Raw genomic sequence first — 19,637 nt, forward strand, 5'->3', positions numbered from 1 at the left:
TGCCGCGACAACGACCGCCCGGCCGGTGGCTTCCGTCGTGACGACCGTCCGTCGGGTGGCTTCAACCGTGACGACCGTGGCGGCTTCCGCCGCGACGACCGTCGTGACGACCGCCCGACCGGCGGCCACCGCGGCAGCGACCGCCCGTTCAACCGCGACCGCCGCGACGACCGCCCCGCGGGCGGCTTCCGCTCGGGCGGCGGCGACCGCCCGTACGGCCGCCGCGACGACCACCGCGGCGGCGACCACCGCGGCACCGGCTCGACGGGCGGCTCCTCCTTCGGCCGCCGCGACGAGAAGCCGCGCTGGAAGCGCAACGGCTGACATCGCGTAGAACGCTGAGCAGGGCCCGTACGACACTTCGGTGACGCACGGGCCCTGCTTCTTTGAACAGGTTCGAAAATGCCTTCCGGGGCCTGTGGGGCTGCTGTTAGCATCGCGGCATTCGCATGGGGGCGATGTGGCTGGGGGGCCTTTCTCGCTCGTACTCGCCTGGCTGGATGAGCCGACGCCGTGAGCCCCCTGCCTCATGCCCTGGGGAGGGACCTCACTTTGGCTCGTACGAGCAATGCCCGGCTGCGTGGAAACGGCCGCACCCGTGCCGCTCTCGTCCTGGCGCTGGCGACGCTGACAGCGACCGCATCAGGAATCACGGCGCCTCTGGCGACCGCCGACGCGGCCTCGGACGTGACCGTCCTGCCGGCGGCCCCGCGCTTCGTGCCGCGCGCCACCTCGATCCTCAACGCGGGCGAGACCGGCTACCTGCTGGCACAGGAAGGCGACGACCGCCTGCTGTGGATCGACTATGCGACGGGTTCGGCGACGCCGCTCGCCATCAGCCTGCCCGAGAAGCCGGGTTATGACGTCGAGGAGGGGCACTTCTTCTCCTACGGGGACCTGCACCTCGGAGGCGGTGGCTACTACGGCGACGGCTCTGACACGGTCGCCCTCTACTCCGACGAACCCGCACCGCATGTGACGCTCCAGAAGGGCGCGGGCGCCGTCTTCGCCGACATCGTGCTGCCAGAGGGCCAGTCGTACGTCGGTACGTTCGGTGACACCGTCCTGACGCGTGCCGGCGGGTCGTATGCGCCGACCGTCTACCACTTGCTCCGGCTTGAGTCCGGCGAGGTGACGGACACGCCGATCGCCGGCCTCCCCGAGGGGGCTGCGTTCGACGGCCTGGAGGACGCCGACGCGAAGTCGCTCATCCTCCGGTACAAGGAGTCCGGCGACGCGATGGCGACCACGCGCTGGACGATCGTGGACTTGGCGGACGCGGTGGCGAAACCGCTGCCGGACCGCCCGAGTCCTGACCATCCGAGCGAGGTCAGCGGTTTCCGGCTCGGCGCCGGATCGATCCTGCGGCTGCGTACCGGAAACTCCATGGTCGACGTCCTCGACCGAGGCGCGCCGGACTCGGTGATCCGCACGGTGGGTACGAACCCCGTGTCGTACAACCCGACCTTCGCCATCGTCGGCACGTCCGTCCTCGCCGTCGACCTCCAGAACCCCGACCTCGATCAGTACCGGGGAACGACCCTGTGGCGCCTGGCGGACGGGGACGGGGCCAGTGAGCCGGTGCTGGAGCTGGCGCGTGAGCAGATCGTCGTGGCGCCCGACGGGTCAGCCCTGGTCGCCGGAGCGGCGTCCGCCCCGGAGCGGGGCGACATCGACTGGGCCGTGCACCGGCTCGTACCGAAGGCAGGCGGCGGCCTGGAGAGGCGCCGCATCGCGACGGTCGAGCCCATGCCCGCGCACGTCTACGGACTCTCCCTCGGCAGCGGTGTACTCACCACGGCCGAGAGCAGCACGTACTTCCAGCCGTACACCGAAATCGGCGCCTACCGCAGCACCTGGCTGAGCGCCACGGGGCAGCCGGTCCGTACGACCCGCGACGGGTTCGTCGACCGCTGGGACGGGGACTGTGCGCACCTGGCCGTCGATCGTTGTGTCCCGCTCTTCGCCAGCGGCGACGGGTTCCACGGCCGGAGGCGCGGCACCGAGCAACTCCACACCATGCTCTACAAGAACGGCGAGGCGACGTGGGGACCCCGCGTCACCACCGGCGACGAGAACCCCAAACTCGCTGACCTGTCCGGTCGGTTCGGTGTCGTCAACAGCGGCAGCGGCGATGGTCAGTTCGTCGTCGAGTTCAGGGGTACCGGCTCGGGCGTGGTCCTGGAGAAGCGCACCAAGACCGCCTCCGCCCTGTGGGGATCCACCCTCTGGAGCGCCGGCAAGGACAGCGCGACGGTCACCTCGAAGTCGCTCCCGTCCCGTACGGCCGGCGAGTCGTTCACCACACCCAACCAATGTGTCCCGAGTGAGCTTCAGGCAGCGGGCCGGTGGATCTACTGGGACTGCGGCGACCTGGGCGGCGTCTACGACCGGCAGACCAAGCGATTCACGACCGTGCCGGACGGCAGCGTTCTGCTGGGTGACGGCTACCTCGTCCAGCAGCGCCACGGCGATGGGCTCACGCTCTACGACCTGCATGGCGGGCTCCCCGCGTCCGGGTCGTACGCCGACCTGCCGAAGCGGAAGCTCGTGGGCTACTCCGACCTGGGTACGTCCATCGGCCGCCGTACAGGCTGGACCGTCGACCGCTTCGGCGGCCAGGTCGCCTACGTGGGTGACGACGAGCGCGTCCGCATCGTCTCCACCGGCGTTCCCGCCCCGGCCGTCACCGTGATCGACTCCGCCGTCAGCGGCACAGCGCTCGATCTCGCCACCGCCGGTCAGCGCTGGTCGGGCACCTGGTGGACCTCCAAGCCCGCCGGTGCGTGGCAGCTGTCGCTGAAGGAGTCCGCCACCGGGACGGTGGTCCGTACCGTCTCCGGCACCGAGGCGCGCGGCCGTATCGAGGCCGCCTGGGACGGCAAGGACGCCTCCGGGCAGGTCGTACGGAACGGGTCGTACGTCTGGACCCTGACCGCCAAGCCAGCCGATGGAGTGAACGCCGATCTGACGGTGAGCGGCTCCGTGACCGTGACCGGCGGTGCCCCCGCTCCCAAGCCCCTCCCCAAGTGGCGGGACTTCAGTGGGGACGGCAAGGGTGATCTGCTCGCGCTCACGTCGGGTGGGGTGCTGATCGTGCGGACGGGGACCGGGACCGGGGGGCTTGGTACCGGGGCCTCGGGGACCGGGTGGCCGGCCACGTCGATGGTCGTTCCGTTCGGGGATCTGTCCGGAGACCGGTGCAACGACCTGCTCGTGCGCAGCTCGGCGGGCGTGCTGACGCGACACGACGGTGGCTGCGGGAAGGCCTTCGCGCCCAGCGGGCCGCGGCTGACGCTCGGTTCGGGATGGCAGATCTACAACGCCCTGACCGCGCCCGGCGATCTGACCGGCGACGGCCGGGCGGACCTGCTCGCGCGGACGTCGGCCGGTGAGCTGTGGATGTACGCGGACGACGGTGCGGGCAAGTTCAAGGGCCGCGTGAAGATCGGCGGCGGCTGGCAGATCTACAACGCGGTCGTCGGCGTCGGCGACCTGAACGGCGACAAGGCCGGCGATCTGCTGGCCCGCGACACGGCCGGTGTGCTGTGGCGGTACAACGGCACCGGCAAGGGCACGCTCGGCGGGCGGGTGAGGATCGGCGGTGGCTGGCAGATCTACAACGCGGTCGCGGGCGTCGGTGACATCACCGGCGACGGCAAGGCGGACCTGGTGGCCCGGGACACCGCCGGGGTGCTGTGGCGGTACAACGGGACCGGTGTCGGCACGTTCGGCGGGCGGGTGAAGATCGGCGGCGGCTGGCAGGTGTACAAGACGCTGTCCTGACCTGTGACCTGTAGTTCGGGGCCTGTACGGCGGATGTTCGCCATACGGGCCCCGAGCCATTGAAGGGGTCCGAATCGGGCTGGTGGGCATGGGCTGGGGTCGGTACGACGTGCTGACGTCTCCCGGCGCTGTGAACGGCGACGGGTTCAAGGACCTGATCGCCCGCCAGGCGTCCACCGCCCGGGTCGTGATCGGCAGCCTGTGCTGAGGCGCCGCGCGGAGACGGGGCCGTGTCGGATACCCGATCGGTTCCGGCGATCGATACGGCTATGCTCGGGGGTGCTGCGCCGAGGGCCGTTAGCTCAATTGGCAGAGCAGCGGACTTTTAATCCGTTGGTTGTGGGTTCGAGTCCCACACGGCCTACTGGTCGGCGAATCTTCGTCGACCGTGTGACCTGCGTGATCTGCGGCCCGATCGGGATTTCCCGGTCGGGCCGCAGCTCGTCTGACGGCCTTTCGGGGTGTCTGCGTGCCCAAAGCGTGCCCGAACCGCGCCGAGGCGGTTCCGGCCCGGACCGGCCTACGGGGTACGAGGTTCGCCGCGTCGTCGGCGAGCTTCTGGTCGAGCTCGACGAACCGTGACGTGTACGTGTCGCCTGCGAGCTTGATCGTCGAGTGCCGAAGAACCGTTTTCACCGCGTAGATGTCTCGGCTCGCCGCATAGACGAGGAGGCAGCGACGTGGCGCAGGTCTCGCAGGTTGATCGGCGGGAGATCGGTCGACGCGAGGATGCGCCGGACGCATCGCTCACCTTCTCCGGGGTGCAGCCATGAACCGTCGCCCCCGGTGAACACCTTCCCCGTGTCGAACCACGTCTCGCCGCGCGCCAGTCGGGCCCGCCTCATCATCTGCCACGCGCGCCCGCTCTTGTCGACGAACGTCCTCAATCCCCGGTCGGTGAAGCGTTCGAGGGCGCGCTGCGTGGCCTGCCGGCGGGTGTCGATCCCGAGTAGCGGCGTCGCCGATACCTCGCTGATCACCTGCCGGTATCCGTCCTCGACGCCACGGAGAAGCCCGCGGTGCGTCTCGGTGACGAGCTCGATCGTCTCGGCGGCGAGCCGATCAACGGCCCGGGTGTTCGGGGTGCTGTCTGCGATCCGGCGCGCGTCGCCGTCGGCCAGGGCGCCGAGCTCGGCGAGGCTGGCCCGCGCCCCGATCTCGTATGCCGTCGGTGACGGCCGAGAACACTTCGAGGTCGAGTGCGGTCCCGAGGACGTCGACGACGCCCTGCACCCCACGGCGTAGCGGCTGGACGTCGCGCAGCTTTGCAACCGCCCACCCGGGGGCGTCGAACCCGTCGGCGAGCTGCCGCGCGACGATCCCGAGTAAGCGCTGCTCGGCGTCCGCGTATAGGCCGCGGACAGTGGCCGAGAGATCCTCGACCATTCCAGGGGGGATCAGCACCGCACCCCCCTGTGACACTGCATGGATGATCGACGGCCATGACAGTGGTCTGGAATCTAAGCCCTATCGAGATCGGTTCTTTTCGCCCGACAGCTTTGGGCATATCGGCGTTGACTCGGAGAGCGTGGCTGCCTCTCGCCGATGCCTCGCGAGTACGAACGAATGAACCTTCTAGGCCACGTGCCGTACGCCGGGTGCTAGAGCGTCGTTAGGCGGGCAGGCTAATGTGCACGACTTGCGCGAGGGCGGTGTAATGACAGGTGAGGTGGGAGGCGGGGGCCAGCAACACGGAGACGGGGGGCCAGTTCGAACCGGCTCCCATGCCAGTAGTCATGATCTTGCGATCTTCCTGCTCTCGGCCGTTCCCGTGGGCGGTTTCATTATGGCGCTGGTTGCGGCGTTCGTTCTGCTGCTCGTCGGGGCCTCCGGTAGCCTGGTTGTCGCGACTTTTGTTCTCGCTGCAATTATCATCACCTATTTTCTCGCCACAAGGTTCTGGCAGTATTTGGCTGGGCTAGGAGCCGAGCCTCATGAGAACGGAGAAGCGCCATCCCTGTCGCCATCCATGACTGGTGCGACCCAGCTAGCCGTTACAGTTCAAGGTGTCGTTTTGGGTCTGATCTTCGCGTTCATCAAAGATCGGGCCGCGACTACCACGATTCAAGTCGGCGCAGTGTCATTGGCGGTCGGTGTAGTTCTTGGCCTCCTTCTGTACAGTCTTGTGAATTACGAAGTTTCTGCCGTTGGGTGCAGAGTCATGGCTGCCACGCTGTTCCACATGACGCTTTGGAGTGCCGGGTACGGGCTCGCCTGCATTGCGTGCTCGCTGTTCAGTCAGCCGTTGACAGGTCCGTAGTAAGGTTAGGAATCGGCCAAAATGACCAGCTCTGGCGACCTCGGTGAAATTGTTGAAGGCCTACAAAGTGCCAACTTGTTTCACTATTCCAATGAAGCAATTGGGGCTATTGATGGCTTCTGTGGAACGTTGGCCCAAGCTTCGTCTGACGTGAGGGCAGATGTGTCGAAGGTTAGAGATTTGCTGCATCTCGCGGCGGCCGAGTTTTCGTTGATTCCGTCCTTCGTTGAGTCTCGCAGATTTGACCTTCCCTCTAAGGTAAGCGCTAATGACGCACTGTTGGCGCTGCTCAAGTGTGATACAACGCCGATGACTCCAATTCATAGGCACGCGATGTCTATGGGGCACCCGGGCTTCGTCTCGGCAGTCGATCTTTCTGTTTTCAGTGCGGATGTTTCAAAGCTCTTCCTTTTGGATCCAAGCTGGTGGGACAAGCTCGCTAGTCCAGGAGACCTCTGGCGTTCGGTGTCCCAAATGGAGTCCGCTCACATGGAATGCCCCTGGGAGTCGTTGAAGGATTTGGGGGAGTCGGGGCTTCTGCGACTTCAAGGGCTTCTCTGGGAGCTCCGGTTGACGGTGACGCGGCACAGTGGGTTTGATGACGACGTCCCACAAGTTATTCGCTCATTTGTGAATGAGAGGGGCGACTTTCTTCGGCGGTAATGCTGAAGCTAATAGAAATTGCCCTGTATGGGATCGGGAAGAGCTGCACCGGGTCTCGACCATGATGCGGTCGATCTCGGCTTGCACGTCTGTCGCGTCCCATTCGGGGTGCAGTATCCGCACCTTGGTCTGGGTTGAGACCGCTTGCGCCTGCTGGAGGAGTGACAGGGTCTTTGCGAGCGAGGACGTGTCCTCGGTGATTGTGTCGCCGAAAGTGACGCGGGTCCGCTCGGGCGCAAGACGAGGTGTGAACAGTGCCCGGTCGAGCAGCAGCAGCACGAGCAGCATCTCGGCGACCGGCGGCGTCCAGTGCCTGACTTTCTTGCCTCCTCGGTCGCGGTGACGGCGGCGCCCTGCTCGCCGAGCCCGAACGTCGCCGCGCTGTATCCGGCGCTCATCACCGCAGATGCCTTCCCCGACACCTCGCATGCCCTTGCTGGAGGCGCTGCCTCCCACGCTCATCGTGCAACGCGTTCAGCAGCGACACGAACTCATCAACCGCATGCTCGACAACGGCTACCCGCTGAGCGAGGTGGCTCGAAGAGTCGGCCTGACCGAAAGACCGCCCGACGCTATGGCGACACCGAGCTCGACGTTCTGATTGCGTCCGCCCGAGATCGACGCAATGTCCCACTCGACCGCTACAAGCCGTTCCTCCAGGCACAGTTCGCATCGGGCACAACCAGCGCGAAGGAGCTCTACGACCAGATTCGCGCGCAGGGGTTCCAGGGCGGGTACTCAACTCTGTCTCGCTACGTTCTGTCTCTCCGCAAGGGAATAGCCGTCGCGGCACCGGCACAGATTCCCAGCCCTCGATCTATTACGACGTGGATCATGCGCCCCAGAGAAAACCTGTCGGCGAGCGAGGCAGCTCGGCTCGACGAGGTTCGAATCGCATGCCCCGACATCACCGAAGCCTGCAACCTTGCGCGTGCCTTCACCGACCTGGTACGGCATCGCCGCGGCGCACTGCTCGGGCAACGGATCCGAGAGGCAGAGCAGTCCACGATCGGACCTCTCCGGTCGTTCGGCAGCTTCCTGCGGCAGGACATCGACGCGGTGACGGCCGGCCTGACCCTGCCCTACAGCTCAGGCGTCGTCGAAGGTCACGTCTGCCGCGTGAAACTGCTGAAGAGAAGCATGTACGGCCGCGCGTCCTTCGCCCTCCTTCGTGCCCGTATCCTCACTCCGCCCTAGGAGTACTTCATCAGCGTCTCGAAGCCAACCGCGTCGCAGTACGCCGACACGCGCTTCTCCGCGTCCCGGTCGTTGTGCGAGACCGCTTGGGACGTGTCGTTCAGGATGTGGCTGCCCCCGTAGTCGAGGTGCTCGCGGTCAATGACCTTCGCCGCGGAGATCACCGCCGCGGCGGTGAGCCCGGGCTCGTTGTCGTAGCCCTTCTCGGGCGGGTCGTGGGTGATCCGCTGCCAGGTCGACAGGTCCCAGCAGTAGTCCTCCCGCCAGGACGCGACCCGTTCCCGATCGGGCTCCTGCTGGCCGCAGGCCGAGAGGACCCCTGTCAGGACCACGGCCAACAAGGCTGACACCTTGCGCCCATTCGTTTTCCGCACCCGCAGCACCCCCGTTGTCAGGACAGGCCAAAATCCTCGGTCAGTGATCGACGAGACGCTCCCTAGCGGCGATTCAACCCCGGCGGCTGGCCACGGGGGCGACGGTTGCCCACACACACATGCCGACAAAGACCACGGCCGCCGCCGACCCGGTCCAGCGATACACGTCCTCACCGATGTGCGCGAGCCGGGAGGCAATCGCTTCGCCCGGCGTGTTGTAGTCCGCGCTGTTGTTCCTGCCCTTGCACTGATGGCTGGAGGAGAAGACCCAGCCAACGCCGCGAAGGATCACGAGAATGACTAGAAGGACCATCCCGGTAATGATCGGCGGTAACAGGGTTCGGCCTGGCGCATGTGAGTAGGCGTCCACACAGCCACGGTTCCACTCCCAGCGCCTCGTGCGCCTGAGTACGCGTACTCAGAAGCACGCGCCCGCTCTTGCCGACCGATGCGGGTCGTGTGCTTCACCGAACTGCGGACAGAACCGTTTTCAACGAGCGCCATCACCCCGGCCGACTAGCGACCTTGAACTGCCCGTACCCGTTACGCTTGATCTGACCCGTCCAGTCCCAACAACCGAGCGGCCCGCGGGCGACCTTGTCGAGAAAACGGTCAGTCAGAGAACGGGGCACGTGACCACCCCCTCGACGTGCTTAGCCCAGTGCGGTGCGCCCCGGACGTGGATGATGGCGCTCTCTGAGACTGGATCTGACCGGAGACGAACCACGAGATCGTGCGGCATGATCGGCTGTCATGGACCCTGCCGTAATTGCCGCTCTCATCCCAACGCCTGTAGCGGTCGTGGCTGCGGCAGCTGCTTACGCCGCAGGCCGCGCCCAAGCCCGCGGCGCGCACCGCGGCCCCGTGGATGCCGTACGCCGACAACACCAACGCGACGCCTACGCCACCTTTCTCGCCGCAGCGAACACATACGCCGAGGAAACGAGGTGGTCCCGGTGCGTGAACCGGGCATGGCGTGAGTTGTGTAGATCCAACGGGCGGCCAGATCTGGCCGTTCTAGAGCCGGCGCGGTTGCGCGCCGAGGAGATTCAACAGTCAGTGTCCACCCAGCCCCTCGGTGCTCCTCTCGCCGTCGTGGCCCTTGAAGGTCCCGAGCACATCGCCACCCTGGCCCACAAGGTCGATTCCGCCGCGCACTTAGTCTGGTCCTCCGAAGCTCGGGCGATTTACGAGGAGAGCGATGACGACCTAGTGCTGGGCTCGCCCCGCGGCGGTAGCTCGTCCCGCGGCGGCGACTACTACCACCGGCAACTCACCGGAGCGATCGACGCATTCACCAGGGCCGCGCGCGCCCATCTCAACGGCCACCAAGCGAAGTAGCTCGTGCTCCCTGCCTCACGAAGATGGCAAAAGAGCCTCATCGGGGACCGGAGGCAGAGATCAGGTGTGCAGGCCGCGCCACTCGTGCACGGTGCTGTGCACCGCGTACCGCAGCGCGTCGAGGCTGTGGTCAGCAGCTCGGTGATCCTTGTGCGCCTGAGCGGTCGGTTCCCGTATCGTCGCCTGGGTGACCGACGCGCATGTGGCGGACAGGACGCGCATCCCCTCCGATGATCTTGCCGAGCTGATCAAGGCGTTCGGTATCGGCGATGTGCTGGATCGGCGGCACCTGGCCGATGGCCTGATGAACGTGAACTGGCGGCTGGACACCCCGGCGGGGAGGTTTGCCCTCAAGCGGATCACGGACGTGCCGCTCGATCGATTGCGCCGAAACCTCGCGGTCCTCCCGATCCTCGCCTCGCGCGGTGTCCCCGCGTGCACCCCGCTGTCCACCGTTTCGGGTGACGTGGTCGCCGAGGTCGGCGGCAGCGGCTACTGCTTGTTCTCCTGGTTGGATGGGAAGCACGTTCGTGGAAGCGACCTGCCGCTGCCGCAGGCGTCCGAGCTCGGCGCACACCTTGCGCGACTCCACGTGGCGCTCGGCCGCGCTGTCGACGACGCAGGGCTGCCCGCCGTGCCGGCCGCGGTCACCGCTGAGGTGACGGAACCCGGGCGAGCCGTACAGAAGGTCGACCGGCTTTCCGGAGCGGTGTCAGCCCGTGGCGTGGGCGACGCCTTCGACGCGGCTGCGGGCGTTGCCCTCGCAGAGCGCAGGGTCCTCCTCGACAAGCACGCCCACCTGCGCCCCGAGGGAGACGCGCCTGTGGGCCCGCATGGCTGGACGCATGGTGACCTCCAGTACCGGAACCTCCTCTGGGCGGACGGCGAGCTGGCCGCAGTCCTGGACTGGGACCGGCTGGGCGTTCGCCCGTACGCGGAGGAAGTCGTGCGTACGGCGCAGGTGCAGTTCGGGGTGGAGGGCGTGTTCGACCTGGAGCGGGTGTCGGCGTTCGTGGGCGGCTATCGGTCGGTGCTCCCACTGGAGGCATCCGCGCTGGTCGACGGAGCGCGCCGACTGTGGTGGAAGCGGATGACGGACTTCTGGCAGCTCGAATTCCATTACAACCGGGACGACCACTCCTGCGACGACCTGTTCATCGCCGACGAGGCCCTTCTCCACTGGTGGACGGAGCGGCTCGACGTGGTGGAGCGGGCGTTCGCCGGGGCCGTCTAGATCCCTAGTTCCTGGAGTTCGGGCAGGCACGGTCGCGTGAACCGGACCGCTCGGCACCGAGCCCTCATGCCCAGTGCCTCGTGGTCGGCGTCCCGGATCGCGCGCGCCCACGCCTCGGGGCTGGCGGTGCTGGGCAGGACGATCCCCGTGTCGCCGATGGCTTCGGGGATGCCGCCCCGATCGGTTCCGATGCTCGGGACGCCGTGCAGCGCGGCTTCGATGATCACGCGTGGGAAGGCGTCTTCCACGGTGGACGGGACCAGCAGCAGTCGGTTGCTGCGGTACAGGGGCCCCATGTCGTACACCCGGGGCACGTACGTCACGTTCGGGTAGGCGATGAAGTCGTCGGCGGTGTCCCACCAGCCTTCGACCAGGGTGAAGTGCTGTTCCGGCATGAGCCGGACGAGCTGGTGCAGTAGCTCGGATCCCTTGGCGGGGATGGGGTTGATCATGAGTACGGATGGGGTGCGGGCTGCGTCCGTACTCCGCCCGGGCAGCGCGAACGGCGGGTGCATCACGGCGAGGCGGGTTCCAGCGGTGTGGGGTGCGCGTGCCTGGACGAACTCCGACACGGCGAGCCCGTAGTGGGGGCGGCCTGCGAGGACCGCCAAGCCCGTGGCGGACACGGAGTGCAGCAGGCCGGCGACGAGGGCGTTGGGCCGGGCCTGCGTGGCAAGCCGCGCCGAGCCCTCCTGCGAGGTGAACACGATGTCGGGGTGGAGAGCTCCCAGCAGGCCCCCCAACGCATGCTCCACCCGGTTCTGGGACACGGCAGCGCATTCGATCCCGTTCCAGCGGTAGCGCAGGGCGCCGCCTTCCTTGTCGTACGGGATGCGCCGCGTGTCCAGGAGGGCGCGCATCCCGGGGAGCTGGGTGGCTCCGTCCCAGGGGGCCTCGTGCGAGCCGAGGTAGGTGACATGCCAGCCCGAGGTGGCGAGTTCTTCGGCGAGCAGTTGCTGAGTGACCTCGGCGCCACCGATGAGGAAAGGAGGCGGGGTGCGGCGCCACGCGAACAGGGCCGTGGGCATCTGTCTTCACCTCGCCCAGAAGGACACGAGGGCTTCCACGGCCTGGGCGACGTCGTCCGGGCCCGCGTCGGCGGCCAGGACAGTGAGCTCTCGCGTCACGGGCCGGCGGGGCATGTGGACGAAGTATTCGCGGGCGTGGTCGAGGAAGCCGGGCTCGTGGAGGAAGTAGTCGGACTCGGCAGCGGTGTGACCGGCAGTCTTGCGCCGCAGGTGGAGGGCTTCGGCTGGTACATCGAGGTAGAGGGTGTGGTCGGGGCGCAGGAACGGGAGGGCCTGGAGCCGGCGGTGGAGCTGGTGGTGGACGCCGTACCCGAACAGGGCGTCCAGGGCGTACGCGTGGGCAAGGAGGGTGTCCACGGACCGGTCGAGGATCACGAGCGGCCTGCCGCTCGCGGCGGCCTCGGCGACCCGGGTGGCCTCGATCTCCATGAACCTCTCGAAGGCGGCGAGTTGAGCCGCCGCGCAGTCGGTCCGGGCCGGAGGAATGTCGTCGCGGTGGGCGATGTGCCTGACGTAGCAGTCGGAGATGAAGGCTTGGGCTCCGAGGGCGGTGTGGCGGAGGTGGCGCATCGCCGTGGACTTGCCGGCGTAGGAGGGGCCTTCCAAGGCGATGATCAGCATGCCCGCTGCTCCTCCGTCCGGTAGAAGCGTTCGGCATAGAGGCCGGCTCCGTCGACGAGGTCGGCCGCCATGGTGAAGGCGTGCCGGATCGGCCGGAACATCTTCCGGGCGGGGTACATCTGCGAACCGTGCATCCGCAGGATGGTGACCTTGTCCAGGACCACGTCGGTGATGTCGACCAGCTCGGACCGCATCGCCGCCCCCGTGCGCGTACGGAACAGGTGCTGGTCGCAGCCGGCGAGCGCGTACGTGGACCAGAAGGCCAGGTCCTCCCAGAACCAGCGGCATCCGAGGCGGACGGCCGCCTCGTGGACAAGGAGATGGTCGGGGTGGCGGGTGACGGCGGCGGGTGCCAGGAGTTCGGCGCCGGGGTGGGCGGCGGCGATCTGCCGAAGCTCCTCAGTGACCCGGTCGAGCATCTGGGGGTCGTAGTGCCGGTACGGGGGCTCAGCGTCTTTGTGGCCGAGGAGATGCCGGCGAGCGGCGAACGGCGCGAGGGCTGCGGCACCCTCGCGGTCGCGCAGCTCGGACACGGTGTCGACGTCGGCGTACGTGGCTTCCAGGGCGGGGTGGACGCTTCGGGACCGGGTGAAGACGGTGACTACCGTCAGCGGTCGGGGGTGGGCGAGGAAAGTGCCTGAAGCGGACAGGGCGAAGTCGTCGTGGTGCGGTTCGATGACGAGGACCGGGCGGCCGGCGGGCGTGCGGGCCTCGATGAAGTACGGGACGCGGGTGTGGGGTGCGGTCACCTCCAGGAGGCGGTGGTCGTGGGCCTGTTGGCGGTCGGCGAGCTGCCGGTTCCACTCATAGTGGGCTCGGTGGAGGTCGTCGGGAAAGGTGTAGATGCCGTTTCCGTCCGGCACGGGCAGGTTGACCGTGGGCAGGGACGATTCCACAGAGGTCTCCTTCGTCATCGCACGGTGGTCTCGTACCAGTGGCGCCACTTGCGGGGCGACTGGAGGCGCAGGCGGGCGGTCACGGGGTTCTGCCACCAGAGCATCCGCAGGCTCGACCACTGGTCGTAGCGGCGGGTCGACGGGCGTACGCGCAGCTCGTCGAGGATCGTCACGGGCCGGCCGATGGCCTGGCCGTGGGCGGTGAGGCGGGCGAAGAACTCCACGTCCTCGCTCATGAACAGGTCGTCGCGGTATCCGCCGATGTGGTGGAAGGCGTCGGCGGTGCAGAACTGGTTGACGCCTTGGGCTCCACCGCGCCGGGTGCGGTAGTGGTCCCAGTAGGCGCACAGCAGACGGGCACTGAGCCGTTCGGGCGTGTAGAGCGGCGGGATGGCGCCGCCGATGGCCCCGGCGTCCAGGGCGGCAGCGGCGGCGGCGACCGCCTCCAGGGGCAGCGCCACGTCGGCGTCGGTGAAGAACAGCCGGCCGCTGCGGGCGGCGGTCGCTCCGGTGTTGCGGACCCTGGCGATGTTGCGGACGGTCTCGGTGACGACGCGGACCCCGAAGGAAGCGGCCATGTCGGCGGTGGCGTCGGTGCTGGCGTTGTCGACGACGATCACTTCCCCCGTGCGGCCGGTGACCTCCTCCCAGCGGGCGAGGGAGGCGAGGACGGAGGGCAGGTAGCGAGGCAGGTAGGCGGCCTCGTTGAAGGCCGGGATCACGACCGACAGGGCAGGGGTGCTCATCAGCGTGTCCTTTCCGGGCGGGGCATGCGGAAGAGATGAGGGTTGCGTCGGCTCAGGTCGTCCAGGCGGCGGGCCCACAGCGCGCGGTCGTAGCCCGGGAAGGAATAGGCCCAGGAGCGCGTGGTGTGGAAGACGACCCAGGCGGCCAGCAGGTGGTGATCGAGGGCGAGGGGGTACGCGTCGGTGACCGTGCGGGCCCTGAGCGGCGAGAGGGCGTCGGTCATGACCAGGGTCTGAGCGACGTCGGATTCGCGGGGTCCGGCTGCGGCATCGGTGAAGTCGACCACGTGGCGGACAGCCCGGGGGTCGGCGATCACGACGTTGTCGCCGTGCAGGTCGCCGTGGCACCACACGGGCGTCGTGTGGGTGGCATCGGTGATGGCGGCCAGGGCGGGCGCGATGCGGTCCAGGCTGCTGGGCGGGCAGCGGCGACCCAGGGAGGTGACCTGCTCGTAGAACGGTCGGCGTGGCGCCCACGGCTGGACGGGCACTCGGTGCAGGCGGCCGAGTAGGCCGGCCATGTCTTTCAGCGCTCGATCATCGGAGATCCGGCCGGAGCGCATGGCGCTGCCGAGGGTGAGCGGACCGAGGTCGGCGGTGATGAGGGCGGTCGCCTCGTGACCGGGGACGTGGCCGCATCCGATCACGGCCGGGACGGGGACGTGGTCGGCCACGGCCCGGATTGCCGTGTGCTCCGTGATCGCGTTGCGGCGTGCGGTGGCCGCATACAGCTTGATCACGACGCTTCGCCCGTCGGCCAGGCGTGCCCGGTACACGGCCGTGCGCGAGCGGGCGGACAGACGGCGTGCGGTGAGTGTCGGAGCACCGGTCAGGGCGACGGCGGCGCGCGAGACGGGGGCCGGAACCCGCGCGTTCACCGCACACCCACGGGTTCCGTGCTGACGGCGCCCAGACGCCGAACGTGCCGCATGGTGCCCGCCAAGTGCCGGCGGTACTCGACGACGTCCTCCGTGACGGGGCAATCGGCCTGCCACGGCTTCTCGGGACCGACGAAGTGCACGAGGGCAGCGGTCGGGTCGGGCTTCGGCGACCGCGTGACGACCCGGCGCACCCAGTTCCCCCGCTCAAGGAACCGGCCGACCTCGAACCGGTTGAAGCCGCCGGCCGCCGGTCGCACGCGGCCGGATCGCAGAAGCCACAGGTTCAGGGCGTCCTGGTCGTTGTGGAGGATGTGACGCCGAGCGTGGATGAGGGCCTGCTCGACGCCCCGGCGAATGCGGGGCATGTGGTCGGTGTGGGTCCAGAGCACGCCCGCGTTGAAGTAGGGACGCCCTCTCAGGTGGGGCCAGCGTTCGGCGGCTCCGGGCAGCGCCGGGCACTGGCCGACGGCCGGATTGAACTCGTCGCGCACAGCGCCGGTCTCGCACGGCCCGAGGGAGCCCAGTGGGTCGGTGAGGTCGCCCCGTACGAGGACGTCGGCGTCCACGTAGATCAGGTAGGGCCGGCGGACGAAGTCCGACGTGAACTCGAAGCGCAGGTAGGTGGTGACGGTGATGTAGGAGGCGTCGGCCATGCGGGAGGTCCGCAGCGGGGAGCAGCGGCGGAGGTCGAAGGAGCCGAAGCCGGCCCGATTGGCGAGGTCGGAGAGAAGGAGGGCCTGCGCTCGGGTGAGGTCGAGGGTGAGCACCCGTACGGCGGCGTTGCGGCGGGCGGCCGGGCTGAGGCTGTCGGCCAGGCCGCCGAGGGTGGCGAGGCCGGGGACGAGGTACTGCTGGTCGATGCACAGGCCGAACGCGTACATAGGGGCTTCGCCTTCCGGGAGTGGTGCACGGGCATGACGGAGGTGGCGACGGCTGCCGATGAGTGCCGGGTGCGTGGGGATCACCAGCTGTCCCAAGTTCCGGCGCGGGCGAGGATTTCGAGGGTGTCGGGGTCGGTCTCCCAGTGAGGGCCGCCGCCGGTCGGCGGTCGAAGCACCCACACGGTGCCGTCGGCCCTCACGTCGGTGACGATCGCCCGCCGTCCGCTGCCGTCCCTGACGAGGTCCCCGACCCACGCCCGCTCCGCGGTCACGAGGTACCTTCCTCGGGCGAATCGCTCTGCGGGGTCCATCCGGAGGCCGCGTCCGCGATGTCACGGCGCCGTCGGCGCTGGCCGGGGGTACGACGGACCGGCGAGGCGCCCGAGGCATCGACGAGGAACCCGCCCCTCTCACGGACGAGAACTCCGAGGCCGGCGAACTGGGCCGCGTCGGTGGTGACGTGGGTGAGGGAGCTGACGACGATGCCCCGGATCATCCCGGCGGAGAGAGCGGACGTGACGGCCTGCCATCCGGGCCGTTCCGCGAGCGGCAGCGCCGGGTCGAAGTCGGACCAGGCGCCGGCGACGTGCCAGTGCCGGGCGTCGGCGTAGTAGCGGCCGCGCTCTTCGCCCTCACGGACGGCGGAGGAGGTGGCGGCGCAGGCGTAGACGGCGATGGGCACGTGCCCGAGGCCGCCGGACGGATTGATCGGCATGCACACAAGGCTGCTGCGCTGCCGCGCGCGGGCCCAGGCACGACCCGTGACGTCGACGTCAGTCCGTACCCGGTCTCTGTGCCACGCTCCGTGGCGGTAAGAGGACGCGTGCCCACATGACTGCAACGACCCGTAGCAGTCGAGCTGATGACAGCAACGCGACTACTACGGGTCGTTGCAGTCCTGTCGAGGGTCAGCGCACCCCGAGGGGAACACCCGCGGAGTTGGCGAGACCCCGCAGTCGGTTGACGGACACACCGGCGAGCCGGCTGATGATGACGCCGGGAAGCATCTGATGGCGCACCCACCCCGGAGCCATCGCGCAGACGGCTTGGAGAGTGTCGGCAGCGGCATCCCATCGCCGGCATTCGACCTGGGTGAGGGCGACGTCCAGGCCGTAGCGGGCACGGGTGGCCAGGGGAACGTTGTCGTCCAGGCGGACGGTATCCATGAGCCGCAGCGCTCCGGCCGTGTCGCCGAGGGCCACGGCGATGCTCATGGCCTGCGTGGCGGCGTACATCGGTCCGTACGGCTGGGCGTGGGAGCCGCGGGCGTGCTCCTCACCGATGCGGGCGGCGACGGCATGGGCCTGGGAGAGGTACTCGCGGGCGCCGTCGACACTCGCACCGCCCCTGGACGCGGCGACGGCGGCGTTCGTGACGAGCTGGCCGTACACGCTCAGCCGGTCCGGGGCGTGCTCGCTCATCTTGGGTTCGATCCGGTCAGCCTGGGCTGCGGCGAGGAGGAACCCCTGCTTGGTCCGGCCGTCGCGGAGGTTGACCCACGCGGTCGTGGCAGCGAGGTGGGCGTCACGCAGATCGTCACCGCCCTGCACGGCGATCTGACGGCCGTACGTCAGCGCCGCATACGCGAGGTCGCGGGAGCCGAGCACGTTGGCGGCCATGCCCGCGGTCTGGAAGGTGTCGACCAGAACGCCGGCGGCGGCCTCCCGCTCGGCCACGCCGGCGGCGTCGAACCTGGCCCGCGCCTCGGGGAGCAGCCGCCCCAGGAGAGTGCCGAGCTCGGTGTACCGGCCTCCCCAGTAAGCGGCGTCCGCGCGGCGGACGACGGCGCGGAGCTCTTCGACGGTGCCCGGCTCGACATCGGCGGGGATGCCGATGGCGGCGTCGTGGGTGGCTGCGGAGACCAGGCGCAGAGCGGCCCGCTCGTCGCGGTCCATGGACCGCCGCGGCGCCTGCTGGCCGAGGAGCACGGCGATGTCCGTACCGAGCGAGTCGGCGATGGACAGCAGAGACGGCAGCGACGCCGACCCTCCGCGTTCCAGCTTGCGGACCACGCCGACGGACACGCCGGCGGCCTCCGCCAACTGCTCCTGTGTCATGGCGCCGCGCAGCGCCTTCAAGCGCTCAGAGGTGGTGTACTCCGACCACTGCATGATCCAGAACCTCCGCGTGATGGGCCCAACACGGACAGTACCGGCGGAAACGGCGAAGCCGACAGCCTTTGCTCAGACTGCAGTTGGGCTCACGCGGCGAGCACCGCCGTAACACCGAGGAGGGTCTCCAACTCAGCCACGGCCGTGTCTTCGTCCGTGACGTGGACGGTGGCGATGCCCAACTCGGCAGCCGGCGGAAGGTTCACCGCGTGATCGTCCACGAAGACACACCGCTCCGCGGGCAACCCGATTCGGTCCAGAGCGAGTTGGTAGATCGCCGGATCGGGCTTGGCCACCCCGACCAGCTCGGACACGACGTGCACGTCGAACAGGTCCCAGATACCGACGTGTTCGTACGGGTTGAACGGGTCGAGACCGAAGCTGTTGGACAGTAGGGCAAGCCGGTGACCGGCGACTCGCGCGGCACGCGCGAGCGCGACCATCCGCCGGGCCGCAGGCACCCCGGCCCAGGCCCGCCCCATCAGGTTCACCGGATCCACATGCTCACCCAGCAGGGCCGCTGTGCCCTCGTTCCACTCGGCCTGCCCGATCTCACCGATCTCCAGCGCCGCGTACAGACGCCGCCCTTCCGGGTGATCGTTCAGGGTGCTGCGCCAAGCCCCAGGAGGCAGCCCTTCGGACACGCACCACTCACGGTGGACGGCGAAAGGGCTGGCGGTGAGCACCCCGGCGAAGTCCAGGATCAGGCCGCGTTGTCCACAACTGTCGGCGACATCAACCCTGTGCGGCATCCGGTGACCGTCCCTTCCCTGATGGGTTCTCTCGGCGACGCTACCGCGCCCCCACACACGTGGAAGTGCGAAGCCTCCCCAACCAGCGGCTGCTGATCGACTTCCTGGAGTCGCATCCCGCTTCGTCGTTCTAGGACCGACTCGGGACCGTGGAGAGTTATCGGTCGGTGTCGCCCGGCAGGGTCTGGGTGACGCGCCAGAGGCGGCGGGGGAGTTCGCCCTCCTCGAAGGGGTGGATCTCGTCCAGGGTCCAGCCCTCCGCGAGGGCGTCGACGAGGGTGCGGGAGAAGAAGTGGACGGCGAAGCCGCCGTGTTCGTGGATGTCGTCGCCGTGGGCGATACCCGTGCCGTAGTGCGCGTCCCCGGTGTGGCGGACCGTGTAGACGAAGACGCCGCCCGGGCGCAGGACACGGCGGACCTCGGCGACCAGGGTGTGGATCTCCTCCGTGGAGAGCGCCATGCACATCAGCATGTGGGCGAAGACGGCGTCGGCCGAGGCGTCCGGCGCCGCCAGTGGTTGCCGTACGTCCTGGAACGCCGTGCTGACCCGGTCCGCGAGCCCCTGCGTCAGGGCCGCCTCGCGCAGCTGGGCGAGGCCGGTCTCGCTGAAGTCGGTGGCCCGGACCGTGAAGCCCTGGCGGGCGAAGTGGAGGGTGTCGCGGCCGTGGCCCGCGCCGAGTTCGAGGACGTCCCGCGCCCCGCGCCGCCGGAAGACCTCGGCCGCGTGGCGGGCCGGGTCCGAGGGCTCGGAGCCGTACATCCCCGGATGGGCCGCGTACGTCGACTGCCAGTGGCGGCGCTGCTCCTCCACCAGGTCCCGGTCCACGCCCCCGTCGCCGTTCGTCGTCATGCGCCGAACGTACACG

Annotated in this window: 20 protein-coding genes, 1 tRNA gene and 1 pseudogene; 7 read left to right on the forward strand and 15 right to left on the reverse strand. The window is 68.7% G+C overall.

Features of this window, described 5'->3' with window-relative positions; genetic code table 11:
• The 3 genes and pseudogenes from ACZ4VI_RS16765 to ACZ4VI_RS16775 all read left to right on the forward strand — a co-directional run.
• Positions 1-324, forward strand: a pseudogene (locus ACZ4VI_RS16765) (DEAD/DEAH box helicase); the annotation flags it as partial.
• A gap of 228 nt (positions 325-552) precedes the next feature.
• Positions 553-3,786, forward strand: a complete 3,234-nt coding sequence (locus ACZ4VI_RS16770; protein WP_467999935.1) for an FG-GAP-like repeat-containing protein — start codon at positions 553-555, stop codon at positions 3,784-3,786.
• 291 nt (positions 3,787-4,077) lie between these two features.
• A tRNA-Lys gene (locus ACZ4VI_RS16775) sits at positions 4,078-4,150 on the forward strand.
• Positions 4,151-4,418: 268 nt separating this feature from the next.
• Here ACZ4VI_RS16775 and ACZ4VI_RS16780 read toward each other — a convergent pair.
• Complete coding sequence (locus ACZ4VI_RS16780; protein WP_467999936.1) at positions 4,419-5,024, reverse strand: phage minor capsid protein; 606 nt, start codon at positions 5,022-5,024, stop codon at positions 4,419-4,421.
• Positions 5,025-5,557: 533 nt separating this feature from the next.
• Here ACZ4VI_RS16780 and ACZ4VI_RS16785 point away from each other — a divergent pair.
• Complete coding sequence (locus ACZ4VI_RS16785; RefSeq protein ID WP_467999937.1) at positions 5,558-6,046, forward strand: hypothetical protein; 489 nt, start codon at positions 5,558-5,560, stop codon at positions 6,044-6,046.
• Positions 6,047-6,670: 624 nt separating this feature from the next.
• Here ACZ4VI_RS16785 and ACZ4VI_RS16790 read toward each other — a convergent pair.
• The gene (locus ACZ4VI_RS16790; protein WP_467999938.1) at positions 6,671-7,171 is read right to left on the reverse strand and encodes a phage capsid protein; all 501 of its coding nucleotides are present in this window, start codon (positions 7,169-7,171) and stop codon (positions 6,671-6,673) included.
• A 372-nt stretch (positions 7,172-7,543) separates the two neighbouring features.
• On the opposite strand from ACZ4VI_RS16790, the gene ACZ4VI_RS16795 reads away from it, so the two are divergent.
• Entirely contained in the window at positions 7,544-7,906 is a 363-nt protein-coding gene (locus tag ACZ4VI_RS16795) for a transposase (RefSeq protein WP_467999939.1), read from the forward strand.
• On the opposite strand, the gene ACZ4VI_RS16800 is transcribed toward ACZ4VI_RS16795, so the two are convergent.
• Together ACZ4VI_RS16800 and ACZ4VI_RS16805 are read right to left on the reverse strand one after the other, a co-directional pair.
• Positions 7,903-8,247: a hypothetical protein gene (locus ACZ4VI_RS16800; RefSeq protein ID WP_467999940.1), complete on the reverse strand. Its 345-nt coding sequence runs from the start codon at positions 8,245-8,247 to the stop codon at positions 7,903-7,905. The two genes, ACZ4VI_RS16795 and ACZ4VI_RS16800, sit on opposite strands and share 4 nt — an antisense overlap.
• A 106-nt stretch (positions 8,248-8,353) precedes the next feature.
• Positions 8,354-8,650: a hypothetical protein gene (locus tag ACZ4VI_RS16805; protein WP_467999941.1), complete on the reverse strand. Its 297-nt coding sequence runs from the start codon at positions 8,648-8,650 to the stop codon at positions 8,354-8,356.
• 689 nt (positions 8,651-9,339) lie between these two features.
• Here ACZ4VI_RS16805 and ACZ4VI_RS16810 point away from each other — a divergent pair.
• Positions 9,340-9,621, forward strand: a complete 282-nt coding sequence (locus ACZ4VI_RS16810; protein WP_467999942.1) for a hypothetical protein — start codon at positions 9,340-9,342, stop codon at positions 9,619-9,621.
• 187 nt (positions 9,622-9,808) lie between these two features.
• Complete coding sequence (locus ACZ4VI_RS16815; protein ID WP_467999943.1) at positions 9,809-10,855, forward strand: phosphotransferase; 1,047 nt, start codon at positions 9,809-9,811, stop codon at positions 10,853-10,855.
• Here ACZ4VI_RS16815 and ACZ4VI_RS16820 read toward each other — a convergent pair.
• From ACZ4VI_RS16820 to ACZ4VI_RS16870, 11 genes are all read right to left on the reverse strand, one after another.
• Positions 10,852-11,883 (reverse strand): glycosyltransferase, encoded by a 1,032-nt coding sequence (locus ACZ4VI_RS16820; protein WP_467999944.1) that lies wholly within the window; start codon positions 11,881-11,883, stop codon positions 10,852-10,854. The two genes, ACZ4VI_RS16815 and ACZ4VI_RS16820, sit on opposite strands and share 4 nt — an antisense overlap.
• Before the next feature lie 6 nt (positions 11,884-11,889).
• Positions 11,890-12,504, reverse strand: coding sequence for an AAA family ATPase (locus ACZ4VI_RS16825; RefSeq protein WP_467999945.1), 615 nt, complete (start codon positions 12,502-12,504; stop codon positions 11,890-11,892).
• A complete protein-coding gene (locus ACZ4VI_RS16830) occupies positions 12,498-13,418 on the reverse strand; it encodes a PIG-L deacetylase family protein (protein WP_467999946.1) in 921 nt (306 codons plus the stop codon). Before ACZ4VI_RS16830 ends, ACZ4VI_RS16825 begins: the two co-directional genes overlap by 7 nt.
• Complete coding sequence (locus tag ACZ4VI_RS16835; protein ID WP_467999947.1) at positions 13,415-14,146, reverse strand: glycosyltransferase; 732 nt, start codon at positions 14,144-14,146, stop codon at positions 13,415-13,417. The genes ACZ4VI_RS16830 and ACZ4VI_RS16835 overlap by 4 nt, the downstream gene beginning before the upstream one ends.
• Entirely contained in the window at positions 14,146-15,024 is an 879-nt protein-coding gene (locus tag ACZ4VI_RS16840) for a phosphotransferase enzyme family protein (protein WP_467999948.1), read from the reverse strand. The genes ACZ4VI_RS16835 and ACZ4VI_RS16840 overlap by 1 nt, the downstream gene beginning before the upstream one ends.
• Positions 15,021-15,908 carry a glycosyltransferase family 8 protein gene (locus ACZ4VI_RS16845; protein WP_467999949.1) on the reverse strand — a complete coding sequence of 296 codons (888 nt, stop codon included), beginning with the start codon at positions 15,906-15,908 and terminating at the stop codon, positions 15,021-15,023. The genes ACZ4VI_RS16840 and ACZ4VI_RS16845 overlap by 4 nt, the downstream gene beginning before the upstream one ends.
• Before the next feature lie 80 nt (positions 15,909-15,988).
• The gene (locus tag ACZ4VI_RS16850; protein WP_467999950.1) at positions 15,989-16,180 is read right to left on the reverse strand and encodes a hypothetical protein; all 192 of its coding nucleotides are present in this window, start codon (positions 16,178-16,180) and stop codon (positions 15,989-15,991) included.
• Positions 16,177-16,623 carry a recombinase family protein gene (locus ACZ4VI_RS16855; protein ID WP_467999951.1) on the reverse strand — a complete coding sequence of 149 codons (447 nt, stop codon included), beginning with the start codon at positions 16,621-16,623 and terminating at the stop codon, positions 16,177-16,179. The genes ACZ4VI_RS16850 and ACZ4VI_RS16855 overlap by 4 nt, the downstream gene beginning before the upstream one ends.
• A gap of 193 nt (positions 16,624-16,816) precedes the next feature.
• Positions 16,817-18,019 (reverse strand): helix-turn-helix domain-containing protein, encoded by a 1,203-nt coding sequence (locus ACZ4VI_RS16860; protein ID WP_467999952.1) that lies wholly within the window; start codon positions 18,017-18,019, stop codon positions 16,817-16,819.
• 89 nt (positions 18,020-18,108) lie between these two features.
• Positions 18,109-18,771 carry an HAD-IA family hydrolase gene (locus tag ACZ4VI_RS16865; RefSeq protein ID WP_467999953.1) on the reverse strand — a complete coding sequence of 221 codons (663 nt, stop codon included), beginning with the start codon at positions 18,769-18,771 and terminating at the stop codon, positions 18,109-18,111.
• A 157-nt stretch (positions 18,772-18,928) separates the two neighbouring features.
• Entirely contained in the window at positions 18,929-19,621 is a 693-nt protein-coding gene (locus ACZ4VI_RS16870; protein ID WP_467999954.1) for a class I SAM-dependent methyltransferase, read from the reverse strand.
• Between the last annotated feature and the right edge of the window lie 16 nt (positions 19,622-19,637).

Source organism: Streptomyces sp. NPDC029169, assembly GCF_055563935.1.

Excerpts from the sequence above, each read along its gene's own strand:
- ACZ4VI_RS16855 (WP_467999951.1), bottom strand. The coding sequence starts at position 16,623 with ATGCCGATCAATCCGTCCGGCGGCCTCGGGCACGTGCCCATCGCCGTC.
- ACZ4VI_RS16835 (WP_467999947.1), bottom strand. The coding sequence starts at position 14,146 with ATGAGCACCCCTGCCCTGTCGGTCGTGATCCCGGCCTTCAACGAGGCC.
- ACZ4VI_RS16830 (WP_467999946.1), bottom strand. The coding sequence starts at position 13,418 with ATGACGAAGGAGACCTCTGTGGAATCGTCCCTGCCCACGGTCAACCTG.
- ACZ4VI_RS16865 (WP_467999953.1), bottom strand. The coding sequence starts at position 18,771 with ATGCCGCACAGGGTTGATGTCGCCGACAGTTGTGGACAACGCGGCCTG.
- ACZ4VI_RS16825 (WP_467999945.1), bottom strand. The coding sequence starts at position 12,504 with ATGCTGATCATCGCCTTGGAAGGCCCCTCCTACGCCGGCAAGTCCACG.
- ACZ4VI_RS16860 (WP_467999952.1), bottom strand. The coding sequence starts at position 18,019 with ATGCAGTGGTCGGAGTACACCACCTCTGAGCGCTTGAAGGCGCTGCGC.
- ACZ4VI_RS16790 (WP_467999938.1), bottom strand. The coding sequence starts at position 7,171 with ATGAGCGTGGGAGGCAGCGCCTCCAGCAAGGGCATGCGAGGTGTCGGG.
- ACZ4VI_RS16845 (WP_467999949.1), bottom strand. The coding sequence starts at position 15,908 with ATGTACGCGTTCGGCCTGTGCATCGACCAGCAGTACCTCGTCCCCGGC.
- ACZ4VI_RS16820 (WP_467999944.1), bottom strand. The coding sequence starts at position 11,883 with ATGCCCACGGCCCTGTTCGCGTGGCGCCGCACCCCGCCTCCTTTCCTC.
- ACZ4VI_RS16870 (WP_467999954.1), bottom strand. The coding sequence starts at position 19,621 with ATGACGACGAACGGCGACGGGGGCGTGGACCGGGACCTGGTGGAGGAG.
- ACZ4VI_RS16795 (WP_467999939.1), top strand. The coding sequence starts at position 7,544 with ATGCGCCCCAGAGAAAACCTGTCGGCGAGCGAGGCAGCTCGGCTCGAC.